Consider the following 17,038-nt stretch of genomic DNA (forward strand, 5'->3'; position numbering starts at 1 on the left):
TAACGTAAGGGTTTTGATTTTAAAACAAATTTTTAAGTTTACTTCATCTAGTCATAGAACGATTCGGATTCCTTTATTATGTTTTGGGAATATGCATTTTTAGGAATTCTATAACTTTTTCTATACAAATAGTCGGAAAAACGCTAGAATACATCATGGTAGACCATTTTTGTAATAGGAGTGTAGAACTGAATGTTACATCAATTTTCACGTAATGAATTAGCCTTCGGAAAAGAAGGTCTTGAAATATTAAAAAATAGTACAGTTGGCATTTTAGGAATTGGCGGCGTAGGCTCATTCGCAGCGGAAGCATTAGCACGTTCTGGTGTAGGACGCCTTGTATTAGTTGATAAGGACGTTGTTGATATTACAAACGTTAACCGTCAAATTCACGCATTACTTTCTACTGTAGGTCGTTCAAAGGTAGAATTAATGAAAGAGCGTATTGCTGATATTAATCCAGACTGTGAAGTAATTGGATTAGAAATGTTCTATACAGATGAAACATACGAAGAGTTCTTTAAGCATGGTTTAGATTTCGTAGTTGATGCATCGGATACAATTACGTTCAAAATTCATTTAATTAAACAATGTTTACGTCGTAAAATTAAAATTATCTCAAGTATGGGCGCAGCAAACAAAATGGATCCAACGCGTTTCCGTATTGCGGATATTTCAAAAACACATACAGATCCAATTGCGAAAGTAATTCGCACGAAACTTCGTAAAGAAGGAATTAAAAAAGGTGTAAAAGTGGTATTCTCTGATGAAAACCCAATCGTAATCCGTGAAGAGGTTCGTAAAGAAATCGTTCCAGACGAAAATGCGAAAATTCGTAAAGCGAAATTACCACCTTCTTCAAACGCATTCGTACCATCAGTGGCTGGTTTAATTATGGCAAGTCACGTTGTGCGTGAACGTATCAAAAATGTAGAAGTAAAGCGTGTAGGACAAGAATAAAAATGAAAAAGCGTATATTCTTTAAGGAATATACGCTTTTTCATTTGGGATAAAGAGTTTAGGTGAGAAATACCCACATCGGTAGTACGACAGATTCTAAAGCAATTAAAAGGAATAAATAATGATCATACTGGTCCGATTGATACGAAGTAGATCTTTTTAAGCCTTTAATAGTAAAGAAACCTAAAATTAAAACGAGAACCCCAAGTGTAATTTTGAAAATTGTTAATGAAATAGGTAACCTCTCCTTTCAATAACATGTTTCGTTAGGTTTATAATAACATAAAAGTTATTTTTTTCCTTATTTTGTTTTGAATGCATAAAAATACTTCCCACCATGTAATATAAGGTGGGAAGTATTTCAATTTTCAGCTGAATATATAATATCTAAATTTCCGTTTTGATCGGTTTTAAAAATAGGAGCAATTTGATCCTCTTGTTCATCTACTAGCACAAGTTTTCGCGCACGATCCATAATTCGAACAAGCATTGCATAATCTTCTTCGATTGCTTGTTGTTTTTTCGTTAAAGCTGCTAGTTTGACCTCTAGTTCATCGTTTGTTTTTTGTAAGGAGGCAAGCTTTGTATGCAAGTCTTCATTTTCAATTTGCATCTTTTCTAATCCAGGATTATGGTGTTCTAAGTTTTGCAAGAATGAGATTACATCTGGCATTGTAAGAGAGTGTTTATTAGAAACAAGTTCCTCGGAAAATTCAGCATCGATTATGATCTTTTGTTTTGGTTTGGGCTTTAATAGTTGCTCTTTTTCCACATGTGCTTCAGAGCGTTTTAACTCTTTTCTTTGTTTCTTAGCAAGTTGGACAGCATCCTCATAATTTTGTCTAACTTCAGCATTCCAGCGAAATCCACAAGCGGCAGAAGTGCGGTTTAATTTATCTCCGACTTCATCGAATGCTTTTAGTTGTGTGCTGCCACTGCGAATATGTCGTAAGACGGTTTCTGCTAAAAGGAGATCGTCTTCTCCTGTCCATGCATCTTGGCGCGTTTTCATAAGCGAAACCTCCATTATCATGTCGTTTTCGCTTAGATTACCCTTTTGGTTTGCTTTTATGCGAACTTTGTAATCTTTCATAAACAGTAGAAAGTGCTTGTTCAAACTTGCCAGTTGTTTTCGGTTTATAATATCGTTTATTTTTTATTTTATCAGGTAAGTATTGTTGCTCAATCCATCCATTTGGATAATCATGTGGATATAAGTATCCGATACCTCTACCTAGTGATTCAGCGCCTTTATAGTGACTATCTTTCAAGTGACTTGGGACATCACCTGTTTGTCCGTTCCGTAAGTCATGAAGTGCAGCGTCAAGCGCCTTGTAGGCTGAGTTTGATTTTGGAGAGAGACAAAGCTCAATTACTGCATTTGCAAGTGGGATGCGAGCTTCTGGAAACCCGACGCGTTCTGCTGATTCAATCGCGGCGAGTGTACGTGGTCCGGCTTGCGGACTAGCTAGTCCAATATCTTCATATGCCATGATGAGCAGGCGTCTCCCGATACTTTGTAAGTCGCCAGCTTCAATAAGACGCGCTAAATAATGAAGTGCAGCATTTACGTCACTACCCCGTACAGATTTCTGGAAGGCAGATAGGACGTCATAATGAGCATCCCCACCTTTATCGTGAACGAAACTTTTTTTCTGCAAACATTCTTCTGCAATGTCTAATGTGATTTCTACTTCTTGATCATCTGTTGTAAAGCTAGATAAAACTGCAAGTTCAAGAGCGTTATAAGCAGAGCGCATATCTCCGCCGGAAGCATTTGCGAAGTGGTGAAGGGCTTCATCTGTAACAGTTACATTATATTCACCTAAGCCTTTTTCTTTATCTATAAGGGCACGTTTTAAACCAATTAAAATACGATCTTCTGTTAGTGCATGTAGTTCAAAGATTTGGCACCTGCTACGAATGGCAGAGTTAATTGCATGGAAAGGATTGCTTGTTGTTGCGCCAATTAAGGTCAGAAGTCCACTTTCTAAATGTGGTAAGAGAAAGTCTTGCTTTGCTTTATCTAAGCGGTGGACTTCATCTAAAATTAACACAAGGTGGCGGTGCATCTTTGCTTCTTGCACGACAACTTCCATATCTTTTTTATTATGAGTAACAGCGTTTAATAGGCGAAATGGAGTTCCTGTACTACCGGCGATTGCGCTAGCAATCGATGTTTTTCCAGTTCCGGGTGGGCCATACAAAATCATCGATTGGAAATGGTTTGCTTGAACCATTCGCCATAAAATTTTCCCTTCACCAACTAAATGCTCTTGCCCAATAATTTCTTTAATATTTGTTGGGCGCATTCGGTGTGCGAGTGGTTGTTTCATTGTAACCGTCTCCCTTAACATATAATATTATTTTATGGTAACATCTTTTGGATAAAAAATTGCAACAGGATGTTAATAATTGTACAGGATTTAGTTTAATTTTTTAAATTTTCTCTTAATTGTAATAATTCCCGAGTTTTTCAATGTGATTTTATGTTATCATTTTGATACATAAGTTGAAATTTCTTATAATACTATATTATGCTATAATTTCATAGGATTTTGATTTTTACATTGTGCTTTTCTTAAGAATAAAGATTCAACTAATAGAAGTGAAATTTTGAAAAGAGGTGCGAAATAGATGAAAATTTCAACGAAAGGCCGTTACGGCTTAACAATTATGATTGACCTTGCGAAAAAATTTGGTGAAGGCCCAATTTCTTTAAAATCAATCGCGCAGGCGCATGACCTATCTGAACATTACTTAGAGCAATTGATCTCTCCACTTCGTAACGCTCGTCTTGTAAAAAGTACGCGTGGTGCATATGGTGGTTACGTGTTATCTGACCAGCCAGCTAATATTACAGCGGGGGATGTAATTCGCGTGTTAGAAGGTCCGATTAGCGTTGTCGAAATGATAGAAGAGGAAGAACCAGCGCAGCGCCAGTTATGGATGCGTGTTCGTGATGCGGTACAAGAAGTATTAGATAGTACAACTTTAGAAGATTTAGTACGCTATGAGGAAGAAAATCATGGGGGTTATATGTTTTACATTTAATTCCTTGTGAAACGATTTGGAAAGAAGGAGATCTGATGGAACGCATTTACTTAGATCACGCTGCGACATCTCCGACTCACCCAGAAGTAGTCGAAAAGATGATTCCATATATGACAGAAATATTTGGTAATCCGTCTAGTATTCATTTTTATGGACGCCAAACGCGCCATGCAGTAGATGAAGCAAGACGCGTTTGTGCACGCAGCATCAATGCAAATCCAAATGAAATTATTTTTACGAGCGGTGGTACGGAAGCTGATAATTTAGCCCTTTTAGGTGTGGCACGTGCAAACCGTAATAAAGGAAATCACATTATTACGACGCAAATTGAACATCATGCTATTTTGCATACATGTGAAGTGTTGGAACGAGAAGGCTTCGAAGTCACATATTTACCTGTTGATGAAACGGGCCGCGTTCGAGTTTCTGATGTGAAAGAGGCGTTAACAGATGAAACGATTCTCGTATCGGTTATGTTTGGGAATAATGAAGTTGGTACAGTTCAACCGATTGTAGAAATTGGGGAACTGTTAAAAGAGCATCAAGCATATTTTCATACAGATGCTGTACAAGCCTATGGTTTAACAGCGATTGATGTGAAAGGTGCTGGTATTGATTTATTATCAATCTCAGGGCATAAAATTAATGGTCCAAAAGGTGTGGGCTTTTTATATGCTAGTGCGCAAGTTAAGTTTGAGCCGTTAGTAACGGGCGGGGAACAAGAGCGAAAACGTCGTGCAGGCACTGAAAATGTACCTAGCATCGTTGGACTTCAGCATGCCATTTTGCTTGCTGAAGAAACACGTGAGCAAAAAATTGCCCAATATGAAGAGTTTAAGGATATAATGGTATCTGTCTTTCAAAAAGAAGACATTACTTTCGAGGTAAACGGAAACTTAGAATATCGCTTACCACATGTGTTTAACGTAAGTTTTACAGGAATGAATATTGAGCCGTTTCTTGTAAATTTAGACTTAGCAGGCATTGCCGTATCGAGTGGTTCTGCATGTACAGCAGGTTCTATTGACCCATCACATGTGTTAGTAGCGATGTTTGGAAAAGATTCCGATCAAATACGTTCATCCGTACGTTTTAGCTTTGGACTTGGTAATACGAAAGAGCAAGTGGAAAAAGCAGCGTACGAAACAGTGAAAATCGTGAAGCGATTCTCGCAAAACTAGCATGGGAGGTGACATGATGAACAAACTACCTCACGAAACGCGAGTTGTCATCGGGATGTCCGGTGGCGTTGATTCATCTGTAGCAGCTCTTTTATTAAAAGAGCAAGGTTATGATGTAATCGGGATTTTTATGAAAAACTGGGATGATACAGACGAAAATGGTGTCTGTACAGCAACGGAAGATTACAATGATGTAATTGAAGTATGTAACCAAATTGGTATCCCGTATTATGCAGTAAACTTTGAAAAACAATATTGGGATAAAGTGTTTACGTACTTTTTAGATGAGTACCGAGCTGGTCGTACGCCAAATCCTGATGTAATGTGTAACAAAGAAATTAAATTTAAAGCCTTTTTAGAGCATGCGATTGCGCTTGGTGCGGATTATGTAGCAACAGGTCATTATGCACGTGTTGCTTATATTGATGGCGAATATAAAATGCTTCGCGGCGTTGATGATAATAAAGATCAAACATATTTCTTAAACCAATTAAGCCAAGAGCAACTATCCAAAACGATGTTCCCGCTTGGTGAGTTAAAGAAACCGCAAATTCGTGAAATGGCGAAAGAAGCTGGTTTAGCAACAGCGGCGAAAAAAGATAGCACTGGTATTTGTTTTATTGGTGAGCGTAATTTTAAAGATTTCTTAAGTAACTACTTACCAGCGCAGCCGGGTGTGATGCAAACATTATCTGGTGAAGTAAAAGGAAAACATGACGGTTTAATGTACTATACAATTGGACAACGTCATGGCCTTGGTATTGGTGGTAATGGTGATCCGTGGTTTGCTGTTGGGAAAAACTTAAAAGAGAACATCTTATACGTTGATCAAGGATTCCATAATGAGCTTCTATACGGTGATGAAGTTATTGCTACTAATGTAGGATGGGTAAGCAATAGAGCGAAAGAAAAGGGATTTAAGTGCACTGCAAAGTTCCGTTATCGTCAAGAGGATAACAAGGTAACAGTTCAAATTGTTGATGATAATACAATTCGTATTCTTTGTGATGAACCAATTCGTGCGATTACGCCAGGACAAGCGGTTGTTTTCTATGATGGAGATGAATGTCTAGGCGGAGCTACAATTGATGAAGTATATCGTAGTGGTAAGAAATTAGATTATTTAGGATAAAACAAGAGAAGCCTCTGCCGATTAGCGGTCAGGGGTTTCTTTCTTAAAGAGCGAATTTTTGTTCGCTCGGAAAATAGATTCTTTGTTATAATTTGTTGTAGAGGTGAAGAACATGTCAAATAAGCTTGAAGCAGGCATTCAATATATGCAAGAAGGAAATTGGGAAGAAGCAGCTAAAAACTTTACAGAAGCAATTGAAGAAAATCCGAAAGATGCACTTGGGTACATTAATTTTGCAAATCTATTAGATGTACTAGGCGATAGTGAGCGTGCGATTTTATTTTATAAACGTGCATTAGAACTAGATGGAAAATCTGCTACTGCCTATTACGGCCTTGGAAGCTTATATTATAGTCAAGAGCAGTTTAACGAAGCAAAAGAAATGTTTGAGCAAGCGATGCAAGCTGGCTTACAATCAGCAGATGTGACATTTATGCTTGGAATGACACAGGTGCAACTTGGGAATGATCGTCTTGCATTGCCATTTTTACAAAGGGCTGCTGAACTTGATGAGATGGATGTAGAAGCGGTATTCCAATGCGGATTATGCTTTGCACGACTAGAACATATTCAATACGCAAAGCCTTATTTTGAAAAGGTATTACAAATGGACGAAGAGCATGCAGATGCGTACTATAATTTAGGCGTTGTGTATGTATTTGAAGAAAATAATGAGAAGGCACTTGCTTTATTTAAGAAGGCGACTGAAATTCAACCAGATCACTTCTTAGCAGGGAACGGCATTCGCTTATTAGAGCAAGAAGCTGAATAAAAGATGTACTTTAACGTGCAGTTATCCTTCATCTCATTGTAAGGAATGAGGTGGGGGTTTTACTGCTCGTTAGGGTGAGGGAAACCGGAAAGGAGAGAAAAGATGGGAAACCAACATGCAATGGATTTGTTTGAGGAAGAGCAAAAATTTATAAAAGCACAAGTTCTTCATACCATTTTCCACAACGAAGAAAACCTCTATTCCGTTGTCAGTATGAAAATCATTGAAACAAATGAAACATACGACGAAAAAAAAGTGATGATAAACGGTCACTTTCCCCGTATGCATGAAGATGAAGTATTTACATTGACAGGTCACTTTAAAGACCACCCAAAGTATGGAAAGCAATATTTAGTTGAAACGTTTAAAAAAGAATTACCTCAAACAAAAACAGGTATGGTGCAATATTTAGCAAGTGATTTGTTTAAAGGAATTGGAAAACGGACCGCAGAAAAGATTGTTGATCACCTTGGGGAGCATGCGATTTCTAAAATTATGGACGATCCATCAGCGTTAGAAGGTGTTGTAAATAAGCAGAAAGCGCAAGAAATATACGACACGATTATTGAACATCAAGGTCTGGAAAAGGTTATGAGCTTTTTAAATGGTTACGGTTTTGGTACGAAGCTCTCAATTAAAATTTATCAACAATATAAAGAAATGACGCTTGAAGTAATTCGAAACAATCCGTATCAGCTGATTGAGGAAGTGGATGGTATTGGATTTGGAAGAGCAGATGATATTGGGAGAGCGCTTGGTATATCAGGAAATCATAATGACCGTGTACGTGCTGGATGTTTCTATACGCTAGAGAATGTTTCACTGCAGGATGGGCATGTATTTATGGGAAGAGAGCAACTTGTTCAAGAAACGATGTCACTTTTAAATAAGCAAGAGGGCGGTGTGACAGAAGAAGATATTGTGCAGTGTATTGAAATGATGCAAGGAGAAGGAAAAGTTATTATTGAAGATGAGCGTATTTATTTGGCTTCTTTGTTTTATTCTGAAAAGGGTGTTGTCAAATCAATTCGTCGTCTCATGAATCAAGAAGAGACACCTTCATTTCCTGAAGCAGAAGTACTATTAACACTAGGGAAAATTGAAGAACAGCTAAAAGTACAATATGCACCGCTGCAGCAAGAAGCGATTCAAACTGCACTTCATAAACCGATGATGTTATTAACAGGTGGACCCGGTACAGGGAAGACAACTGTAATTAAAGGGATTGTTGAAATGTATGCCTCTTTGCATGGTTTATCATTGAATCCAAAAGATTACAGTGATGATAATCCATTTCCGATTCTTTTAACTGCTCCTACAGGGCGAGCTGCGAAGAGAATGAGCGAGTCTACAGGGCTTTCTGCTTGTACAATTCATCGTTTGCTTGGTTGGACGCCAGAAGGATCATTCCAGAGAAATGAAACAGATCCTGTGCAAGGAAAACTCCTTATTATCGATGAATTTTCAATGGTTGATATTTGGCTTGCGAATCAATTGTTTAAATCATTACCAACAAATATTCAAGTTATCATTGTAGGTGATGAAGATCAATTGCCGTCTGTAGGACCTGGACAAGTATTAAAAGATTTATTAGATGCTCATGCGATTCCAACAGTGAAGTTAACAGAAATTTACCGTCAAGCGGAAGGCTCATCTGTTATTCAGCTTGCTCATGCGATAAAAAAAGGAACGCTTCCACCAGACTTAGCACAAAATAAACAAGATCGTTCGTTTATTGGTTGCTCAGGTGCTCAAATTGTTGAAGTTGTAAAGCAAGTATGTGAAAACGCAAAGACGAAAGGATTTAGCGCTAGAGATGTACAAGTGTTAGCGCCTATGTATCGCGGACCAGCAGGGATTAATGTGTTAAATGAAGCACTCCAAGAAGTATTTAATCCGAAAAAAGAAAAGAGTAAAGAAATTGCTTACGGTGATGTTGTGTACCGAACGGGCGATAAAGTGCTGCAACTTGTGAATCAGCCGGAAAGCCAAGTGTTTAATGGTGATATCGGAGAAATTGTTTCTGTCTTTTATGCAAAAGAAAATGTCGAGAAACAAGATATGATTATCGTTTCATTTGATGGAATTGAAGTAACGTATATAAAGCCGGATTTAAATCAAATTACACATGCGTATTGTTGTTCAATCCATAAGTCACAAGGGAGTGAGTTCCCGATTGTAATCATGCCAATTGTAAAGAGTTATTATCGTATGTTGCGCCGGAATTTAATTTATACAGGCATTACGAGGAGTAAAAAGTTTTTAATTATTTGCGGGGAAGAAGCGGCTTTTCAATCTGGTGTGAATCGCCTTGATGATTCGATGCGGCAAACGACGTTAGCTGGTCGCTTGCAGGAATCCAAAGGAGAAGTGCAAATGGTAACGATTGATGGACAAGAGATGGATGTGGAAAACATTTCACCGTATGATTTTATGTAGCAAGGTGAGATTATATAGTGAAACTTTCAATATAGAGAGCGTTATGTTGAAAGTGTAAGGGGGTTCTAGTAGGTATAAATGAATGCGGTTTGGACATAATGGCGAATAGAATCTTGGGAGACTGTAAGGAGATGAAAGCCATATGTTCAGTTGTCCAAATTGCAAAGGGAAAGACATTGGGAAAATAGGTGTCAACCAATTTTATTGCTGGAACTGTTATATTGAATTATCGGTTTCGAAGGGGAAAATCCATACACATCAAGTAGAAGAAGATGGCTCGCTTAGTTCTCTTGATGATTTATTTGATGAGAATGAACGAACCATCGGATAATCAAAAGGGGGATTTACTTTGAACGTACGCAATTCATTAATCGCATTAGGTATCGGAGCTGCGGCATATCAATATGCGCGTAAGCAAGATGTGTTTTCAAAACGCAATATGAAAAGAGCGCGTAAAATGATTAAGTCTTATCTATAATTCTTTCTATAAAGTGAAAAAACTCCCTTTTCTAGGGAGTTTTTTTATGTGCCCGTATATAAATAAAAGAGCCCAATTTCAGAAAAAAGATAAGAAAGTCCATAACAACCAACGCCGAGAATGCCGTAATACCATAACTGTTTCGCGCGTTCCTTCCGCGCTGAACGTGTGAAAAAACCTTTCCAAATACCAAAGCCAATGCAAATCCATTCTAGTATCATAAAAAGAGCTGACAGAATTAACATGAACCAAACCATTTTCTCCCTCCTCACCAAAATGCTTGTCCATATGATGTTAAATATATGTAAGTTTTTTTAAAACAGTATGGTCTGTATGAATTTATTTTAGTCCGGTTATTTTTTTGAAAGTTTTGCACATAACCTTCTCTATTTCTTTTCAAAATAAGGAGGGAGGAGGTTTTTCGTGTGAAGAATCTTAAAATTATTTGGATCTATCGATTAGGATTATTGCTATTGGTGTTTCTGTGTTTACTCGTTTTTTTAAAAATCAAACCATTATGGGCACCGATTATATTTGTTTTTAAAGTAGCGATTACACCGTTTTTTATTGCTTGTTTCATTGCGTATTTACTGCATCCCTTAATTGAAAAATTACATAAAGAAGGGATGCCGCGTACACTTGCTATTTTGCTTATTTATATTCTATTTTTCGGTGGTATCGGATATGGGATTTATAAAGGGACACCGGTTGTTATTAGCCAGTTGCAAGAAATTAATAAGCAATTTCCGCAGTTTATGAAAATGTATGATTCGTGGATGGACGGTGTGACACAGCAGACTGACAATTTTCCATCGTTTATTCATGAGAAAGTAAAACAAATATTTGCCGGCATTGAAATGAAGATACAAACACTTTTAGACAAAGTGATGAGTACAGCGCGTGGTGTACTTGATTCGTTGCTCATTATTTTCTTAATCCCGTTTATTGTATTTTACATACTGAAAGATTACGGAGAGTTTTATCATATCTTTTGGAAGATGGTTCCAAATAAATGGCGTAGCACAGGGCAAGTGCTAGCAAAAGAAATTGATAAGTCGTTAGGGAGTTATATTCGGGGACAGTTATTCGTTTGTTTAGTTTTAGGAGGGGTGTCCGTACTTGCTTTTTGGTTTATCGGTATGAAGTATCCTTTACTGCTTGGCATTATTGTTGGAGTGACTGATATCATCCCATATTTTGGGCCGGTTTTAGGAGCGATTCCGGCATTGATGATCGCAGCTACGATATCCACAAATCTGTTCATTAAAGCAGGCATTGCACTTGCTATTTTGCAATTTGTTGAAAGTAACATCCTCTCTCCATATATTGTTGGGAAATCGTTACGTATGCACCCTGTTATTATTATGCTAGCTCTGTTGATTGGAGGAGAAATAGGTGGCATCGTAGGTCTTTTAATAGCGGTTCCTATTTTAGCGGTGATTCGAACTGTTATTGTTCATATAAAGCCACTATGGAAACATTGACAAATGGAAACGGATTCGCTACAATTTTGGCATATAGCATAAACTTACATAAGTTTATATAATAAATGTATATAGTATATGATTTTAAATTGATGACGGAACGAGTATGTCACAGTCCATTTCTAGAGAGAAACTTCCAAAGGCTGAAAGAAGTTTTAAATGAAGGGTGACAGAACGCTAATCCTGAGAGCAGCTAATCCCTGCCGTCTTGCCACGTTACGGCACCATGAGGTGATGAATCGAGATTATAAAGATCGGTTCATAATTAGGGTGGTATCGCGAGTTAACTCTCGTCCCTTTTATAGGGACGGGAGTTTTTTGTTTTTATGGAATTTCTTAAAGGAGGAAATATAGATGAAACAATTAACAGGCGCACAAATTCGTCAAATGTTTTTAGACTTTTTCGAGGAAAAAGGGCATGCAATTGAACCAAGTGCATCATTAGTTCCGCATGAGGATCCATCTCTTTTATGGATCAACAGTGGTGTAGCAACATTAAAGAAATACTTTGATGGGCGTGTAATCCCGCAAAATCCACGTATTACAAATGCACAAAAATCAATTCGTACAAATGATATTGAAAACGTTGGGAAAACAGCTCGTCATCATACGTTCTTTGAAATGTTAGGAAACTTCTCAATTGGTGACTATTTCAAAGAAGAAGCGATTACTTGGGCTTGGGAATTTTTAACGAGCGACAAATGGATTGGGTTCGATAAAGAATTACTATCTGTTACAATCCATCCAGAAGATGATGAAGCATTTACAATTTGGAATGAGAAAATGGGTGTTCCGAAAGAGCGCATTATTCGTTTAGAAGAAAACTTCTGGGATATCGGGGAAGGACCAAGTGGACCGAACACAGAGATCTTCTATGATCGTGGTGAAGCTTACGGAAACGATTTTAGTGACCCAGAATTATATCCAGGTGGAGAAAATGAGCGTTATTTAGAAGTATGGAACCTTGTATTCTCTCAATTTAATCATAATCCAGATGGCTCATATACGCCACTTCCAAAGAAAAACATCGATACAGGGATGGGTCTAGAGCGTATGACATCTATCGTTCAAGATGTACCTACAAACTTTGATACAGACCTATTTATGCCAATGATTGGTGCAACAGAATCAATCTCTGGTGAGAAATATCGTAATGGCGATGTAGAAAAAGATATGGCGTTTAAAGTAATTGCTGACCATATCCGTACAGTAACATTCGCTGTAGGTGATGGTGCTCTTCCTTCGAATGAAGGCCGCGGTTATGTATTGCGTCGCTTATTACGCCGCGCTGTACGTTATGCAAAGAAATTAAATATTAACCGTCCATTCATGTTTGAATTAGTACCAGTTGTTGGCGAAGTAATGAAAGATTTCTACCCAGAAGTTCTTGAAAAGAAAGACTTCATTGCAAAAGTTGTGAAAAATGAAGAAGAGCGTTTCCATGAAACACTTCATGATGGAGAAGCAATTTTAGCAGAGGTTATTGCAAAAGCGAAAGAAGAAAAAACAACTGTTATTTCTGGAGTAGATGCGTTCCGTCTATATGACACATACGGATTCCCGATTGAATTAACAGAAGAATATGCAGAAGAAGCTGGTATGACAGTTGATCATGCAGGTTTTGAAGCGGAGATGGAAAAACAACGTGAACGTGCACGTGCTGCTCGTCAAGACGTTGATTCTATGCAAGTTCAAGGCGGCGTACTTGGAGAAATTAAAGTAGCGAGCGAGTTCGTTGGTTACGGTACAGTTGCGACAGAAAGTAATGTTGTTGCACTTGTGAAGAATGGCGAGTACACAGATGGCTTACAAGCAGGCGAAGAAGGGCACTTAATGCTTGATGTAACACCATTCTATGCTGAGAGCGGTGGGCAAATCGCAGACCGTGGTTACTTACTTGCTGACGGTGTGAAAGTTCTTGTAAAAGACGTACAAAAAGCACCAAATGGTCAAAACTTACACAAAGTAGTTGTGGAGGAAGGAACGTTAACAAAAGAAGCAGCTGTAAAAGCTATTATTGATACGAAAAATCGTAGCAGTGTTGTGAAAAACCATACAGCGACTCACTTACTTCATCAAGCATTAAAAGATGTGCTTGGAACACACGTTAACCAAGCTGGTTCTCTTGTAACATCAGAACGTTTACGCTTTGACTTCTCTCACTTCGGTCAAGTACAAGCTGACGAATTAGAAAAAATTGAGCGTATTGTAAACGAAAAAATTTGGGAAAGTATTGATGTTGAGATTTCTCAAAAAGCGATTGAAGAAGCAAAAGAAATGGGTGCAATGGCATTATTCGGTGAAAAATACGGAGATGTTGTACGAGTTGTTCAAGTAGGCGATTATAGCTTAGAGCTTTGCGGCGGTTGTCACGTTGATAACACAGCATCTATCGGTATTTTCAAAATCGTTGCTGAGTCTGGTATTGGAGCAGGAACACGTCGTATTGAGGCAGTGACAGGTAAATCTGCATACGAATTAATGAACGACCAAGTAGGTCTATTAAAAGAAGCTGCAGGCAAAATGAAAACAAATCCGAAAGATATTTTAACAAGAGTAGATGGTCTGTTTGCTGAGGTGAAACAACTTCAAAAAGAGAATGAATCTCTTGCTGCGAAGTTAAGCAATATCGAAGCTGGAAACTTAACAGATTCAGTTGTGACAGTGGACGGAGTAAATGTATTAGCAACAAAAGTAAATGTTGCAGATATGAATAACCTGCGTACAATGATGGATGACTTAAAGAATAAACTTGAGTCTGCGGTTGTTGTATTAGCAGCTGTAAATGATGATAAAGTAAATATTCTAGCAGGTGTAACGAAAGATTTAATTAGTCAAGGTTACCATGCAGGTAAACTTGTGAAAGAAGTTGCTTCTCGCTGCGGCGGTGGCGGTGGTGGCCGTCCTGATATGGCTCAAGCAGGTGGTAAAAATCCAGCGCAAGTTGAAGAAGCTTTATCATTTGTAGAAGAGTACGTTAAATCTGTTTCAAAATAAAGAGAGAGTAGTGTACAATAGTAGGGAGAGGAGAAATACTTCTCCCTATACCTACTACCTATAAGTGAGGTGCTTAAAATGGACGGTTTTGATAAAACAATGAAATTTAACTTTCAAGATGAAAAACAGAGTGTCCATGTAAATGATGTACTTTTAACTGTGTATGATGCACTTCAAGAAAAAGGTTACAATCCGATTAACCAAATTGTCGGTTATTTATTAAGTGGAGACCCAGCATACATACCACGTCATAAAGATGCACGAAGCATTATTCGCAAGTTAGAACGTGATGAACTAATTGAAGAACTTGTGAAGTCTTATTTGAAACAACATCGTGAGGAGTAGTTTATGCGGATATTAGGTTTAGATGTTGGAACAAAAACAGTCGGCGTTGCGATTAGCGATGAAATGGGCTGGACAGCACAAGGCTTAGAAACAATTAAGATCAATGAAGAACGAGAAATCTTTGGCTTTGATCGGGTTTCTGAGTTAGTAAAACAGTATAATGTGGACAAGATAGTAGTAGGATTGCCGAAAAACATGAATGGTACAATCGGTCCGCGTGGTGAAGCGTGTCAGCAATATGCTGAAAGCTTGCGTGAACTTCTGCAACTAGAAGTGATACTATGGGACGAGCGTCTGTCAACAATGGCAGCAGAACGTCTTCTTATTTCGGCTGATGTGAGCCGGAAGAAGCGAAAGCAAGTTATCGATAAGATGGCTGCAGTCGTGATTTTACAAGGATATTTAGACAGTAAATAAGAGGTGACCAAAATGGAAGAAAATCAAATTACAATTGTAGACGAAAAAGGAAATGAACATTTATGTGAAATTATTTTCACTTTTGATGCTGAAAAATTTGGCAAAAAATCTTATGTAGTCTTCTCTCCAGTCGGTGAGGTTGACGAAGATGGCGATCAAATTTATGATGCGATGGCTTTCGAACAAAACGAAGAAGAGTCAGGTGGAACATTACTTCCAATCGAATCTGAAGAAGAGTGGGAAATGGTACAAGAAATGTTTAACACACTTGCTGAAGAAGAAGAGGGCGCAGAGTAATTTATGTGAAAAAGATGGGCTGTACATACAGTCCATCTTTTTTTGTATTCTCGTGAAAAATGACAGATTTTTTGTCGAAACTACATAATTGTTTATAGTATAATGAGACGGATTGTATAAAATAAAAAAACTATCTGCAAATGAATGAGTTTTGCTTTAGGTTTGTAGGGCATTGTATAGAGGGAGTACATATGGTCTACAATGGAATAAGGAGGAAGAATTTTGATAGAGAATCAAGTGAAGAAGAAGCGTAGACGCGTTTTTCTAATTGCGATTATTGCGTTACTCGTAGTCTGCGGGTCAGTCTATGCGTATATTTCATCGGCGTTAGGACCAGTTGATAGCGGAAATAAAAAAGAGGTTGAAGTAGAGATTCCAAAAGGTTCATCTACAAGTAAAATTGGAGAGATTTTAGAAGAAAAAGGCGCGATTAAAAACGGCACAATATTTAGCTTTTATGCAAAAGTAAAATCTAAAAATTTACAAGCTGGTACATACTTATTGAACCCTTCAATGAATGTGGACGACGTAATGGAACAACTGTCATCTGGTAACGTACATCGTCCAGTTGCCTATAAAATGACGATTAAAGAAGGTGCACAAGTTGTTGAAATTGCCGATATCATTGCGAAAGAACTAAAATGGAATAAAGATGATATCGTGCGTCAATTAAACGATAAAGCATTTATTCAAAAGATGCAGCAGAAGTATCCGAAATTATTAACAGACAAAATTTTTGATGCCAACATTAAATATCCATTAGAAGGTTATTTATATCCGGCAACATATTCTTTCTACAAAAAAGATACAACTTTAGAAGAAATTGTAATGCAAATGCTTGAAAAAACGAATGCAATCATTGTTCAAAACGAGGCGAAAATGAAAGCGAAGAACTGGGATGTTCACCAGCTTTTAACATTATCTTCACTTATTGAAGAAGAGGCTACAGGTTTTACAGATCGTCAAAAAATTTCTAGTGTCTTTTACAATCGTTTAGCTAAGGGAATGCCACTTCAAACAGATCCGACAGTATTATATGCACTTGGAAAGCATAAACAACGTGTATTGTATGAGGATTTAAAGGTGAATTCACCTTATAATACGTATGTTGTAAAAGGATTACCTGTTGGTCCGATTGCTAACTCTAGTAAGCATTCTGTACAAGCGGCGTTAGAACCAGCGCAAACAGATTATTATTACTTCTTAGCAGCGCCAAGCGGTGAAGTATATTATGCGAAAACGTTAGAAGAGCATAATGCATTAAAGCAAAAATATATTACACAAAAGAAATGAAAATAGGAGGGAGAGCGAAAAGGGTCGCATATCCCTCTTTTTTATGATAAAATATATCGGGTTAAAAACTGGCAGAAGAATCGTTTTTAATATCAAAACGGGACGTACAAGCTAAGGGTGAAGCTGGCTTGTATTTTTATTGCATTCTATGTGTGAAAAGATAAAGACTGACACGTCATAGAGGCACTT

At 37.7% G+C, this 17,038-nt stretch carries 17 protein-coding genes and 1 other annotated feature; of the genes, 14 read left to right on the forward strand and 3 right to left on the reverse strand.

Annotation, left to right across the window (positions count from 1 at the left end):
• The first annotated feature begins 192 nt into the window (after nucleotides 1-192).
• Nucleotides 193-960: a tRNA threonylcarbamoyladenosine dehydratase gene (locus tag CN373_RS16595; RefSeq protein WP_000903174.1), complete on the forward strand. Its 768-nt coding sequence runs from the start codon at nucleotides 193-195 to the stop codon at nucleotides 958-960.
• A 361-nt stretch (nucleotides 961-1,321) separates the two neighbouring features.
• Here the strand turns inward: CN373_RS16595 and CN373_RS16605 are convergent, their stop codons facing one another.
• Both CN373_RS16605 and CN373_RS16610 read right to left on the reverse strand, forming a co-directional pair.
• Entirely contained in the window at nucleotides 1,322-1,972 is a 651-nt protein-coding gene (locus CN373_RS16605) for an RsfA family transcriptional regulator (protein WP_000857692.1), read from the reverse strand.
• 37 nt (nucleotides 1,973-2,009) lie between these two features.
• Nucleotides 2,010-3,296 (reverse strand): replication-associated recombination protein A, encoded by a 1,287-nt coding sequence (locus CN373_RS16610; protein ID WP_000812904.1) that lies wholly within the window; start codon nucleotides 3,294-3,296, stop codon nucleotides 2,010-2,012.
• Between the two features lie 301 nt (nucleotides 3,297-3,597).
• On the opposite strand from CN373_RS16610, the gene cymR reads away from it, so the two are divergent.
• The 7 genes from cymR (at nucleotide 3,598) to CN373_RS16645 (ending at nucleotide 10,016) form a co-directional block, all read left to right on the forward strand.
• Entirely contained in the window at nucleotides 3,598-4,014 is a 417-nt protein-coding gene (cymR, locus tag CN373_RS16615; RefSeq protein WP_000704116.1) for a cysteine metabolism transcriptional regulator CymR, read from the forward strand.
• Between the two features lie 35 nt (nucleotides 4,015-4,049).
• Nucleotides 4,050-5,195: a cysteine desulfurase family protein gene (locus CN373_RS16620; protein ID WP_000439885.1), complete on the forward strand. Its 1,146-nt coding sequence runs from the start codon at nucleotides 4,050-4,052 to the stop codon at nucleotides 5,193-5,195.
• 16 nt (nucleotides 5,196-5,211) lie between these two features.
• Entirely contained in the window at nucleotides 5,212-6,327 is a 1,116-nt protein-coding gene (gene mnmA, locus CN373_RS16625) for a tRNA 2-thiouridine(34) synthase MnmA (RefSeq protein WP_001037999.1), read from the forward strand.
• A 112-nt stretch (nucleotides 6,328-6,439) separates the two neighbouring features.
• Nucleotides 6,440-7,099 carry a tetratricopeptide repeat protein gene (locus CN373_RS16630; protein ID WP_000066371.1) on the forward strand — a complete coding sequence of 220 codons (660 nt, stop codon included), beginning with the start codon at nucleotides 6,440-6,442 and terminating at the stop codon, nucleotides 7,097-7,099.
• Nucleotides 7,100-7,201: 102 nt separating this feature from the next.
• Nucleotides 7,202-9,538, forward strand: a complete 2,337-nt coding sequence (recD2, locus tag CN373_RS16635) for an SF1B family DNA helicase RecD2 (protein WP_098359748.1) — start codon at nucleotides 7,202-7,204, stop codon at nucleotides 9,536-9,538.
• A gap of 142 nt (nucleotides 9,539-9,680) precedes the next feature.
• The gene (locus CN373_RS16640) at nucleotides 9,681-9,869 is read left to right on the forward strand and encodes a hypothetical protein (RefSeq protein ID WP_000490499.1); all 189 of its coding nucleotides are present in this window, start codon (nucleotides 9,681-9,683) and stop codon (nucleotides 9,867-9,869) included.
• A gap of 18 nt (nucleotides 9,870-9,887) precedes the next feature.
• A complete protein-coding gene (locus CN373_RS16645) occupies nucleotides 9,888-10,016 on the forward strand; it encodes a YrzQ family protein (RefSeq protein ID WP_001102898.1) in 129 nt (42 codons plus the stop codon).
• Nucleotides 10,017-10,060: 44 nt separating this feature from the next.
• Here CN373_RS16645 and CN373_RS16650 read toward each other — a convergent pair whose 3' ends face one another.
• Complete coding sequence (locus tag CN373_RS16650; protein ID WP_000262080.1) at nucleotides 10,061-10,273, reverse strand: hypothetical protein; 213 nt, start codon at nucleotides 10,271-10,273, stop codon at nucleotides 10,061-10,063.
• A 168-nt stretch (nucleotides 10,274-10,441) separates the two neighbouring features.
• Here CN373_RS16650 and CN373_RS16655 point away from each other — a divergent pair, with 168 nt between their 5' ends.
• The 6 genes from CN373_RS16655 (at nucleotide 10,442) to mltG (ending at nucleotide 16,849) form a co-directional block, all read left to right on the forward strand.
• Nucleotides 10,442-11,500 carry an AI-2E family transporter gene (locus tag CN373_RS16655; RefSeq protein WP_000793119.1) on the forward strand — a complete coding sequence of 353 codons (1,059 nt, stop codon included), beginning with the start codon at nucleotides 10,442-10,444 and terminating at the stop codon, nucleotides 11,498-11,500.
• Between the two features lie 83 nt (nucleotides 11,501-11,583).
• Nucleotides 11,584-11,801 (forward strand) — a binding site (T-box leader).
• A 53-nt stretch (nucleotides 11,802-11,854) separates the two neighbouring features.
• On the forward strand, nucleotides 11,855-14,497 hold the full coding sequence (alaS, locus tag CN373_RS16660) for an alanine--tRNA ligase (protein ID WP_098359749.1): 2,643 nt from the start codon (nucleotides 11,855-11,857) through the stop codon (nucleotides 14,495-14,497).
• Nucleotides 14,498-14,575: 78 nt separating this feature from the next.
• Nucleotides 14,576-14,842: an IreB family regulatory phosphoprotein gene (locus tag CN373_RS16665; protein ID WP_000348589.1), complete on the forward strand. Its 267-nt coding sequence runs from the start codon at nucleotides 14,576-14,578 to the stop codon at nucleotides 14,840-14,842.
• 3 nt (nucleotides 14,843-14,845) lie between these two features.
• The gene (gene ruvX / locus CN373_RS16670; protein ID WP_017150706.1) at nucleotides 14,846-15,259 is read left to right on the forward strand and encodes a Holliday junction resolvase RuvX; all 414 of its coding nucleotides are present in this window, start codon (nucleotides 14,846-14,848) and stop codon (nucleotides 15,257-15,259) included.
• 12 nt (nucleotides 15,260-15,271) lie between these two features.
• Nucleotides 15,272-15,556, forward strand: coding sequence for a DUF1292 domain-containing protein (locus CN373_RS16675; RefSeq protein WP_098359750.1), 285 nt, complete (start codon nucleotides 15,272-15,274; stop codon nucleotides 15,554-15,556).
• 222 nt (nucleotides 15,557-15,778) lie between these two features.
• Nucleotides 15,779-16,849, forward strand: coding sequence for an endolytic transglycosylase MltG (gene mltG, locus CN373_RS16680; RefSeq protein ID WP_098359751.1), 1,071 nt, complete (start codon nucleotides 15,779-15,781; stop codon nucleotides 16,847-16,849).
• Nucleotides 16,850-17,038 lie beyond the last annotated feature (189 nt).

This window comes from Bacillus cereus, assembly GCF_002561295.1.
Taxonomy (GTDB): Bacteria; Bacillota; Bacilli; order Bacillales; family Bacillaceae_G; genus Bacillus_A; species Bacillus_A cereus_S.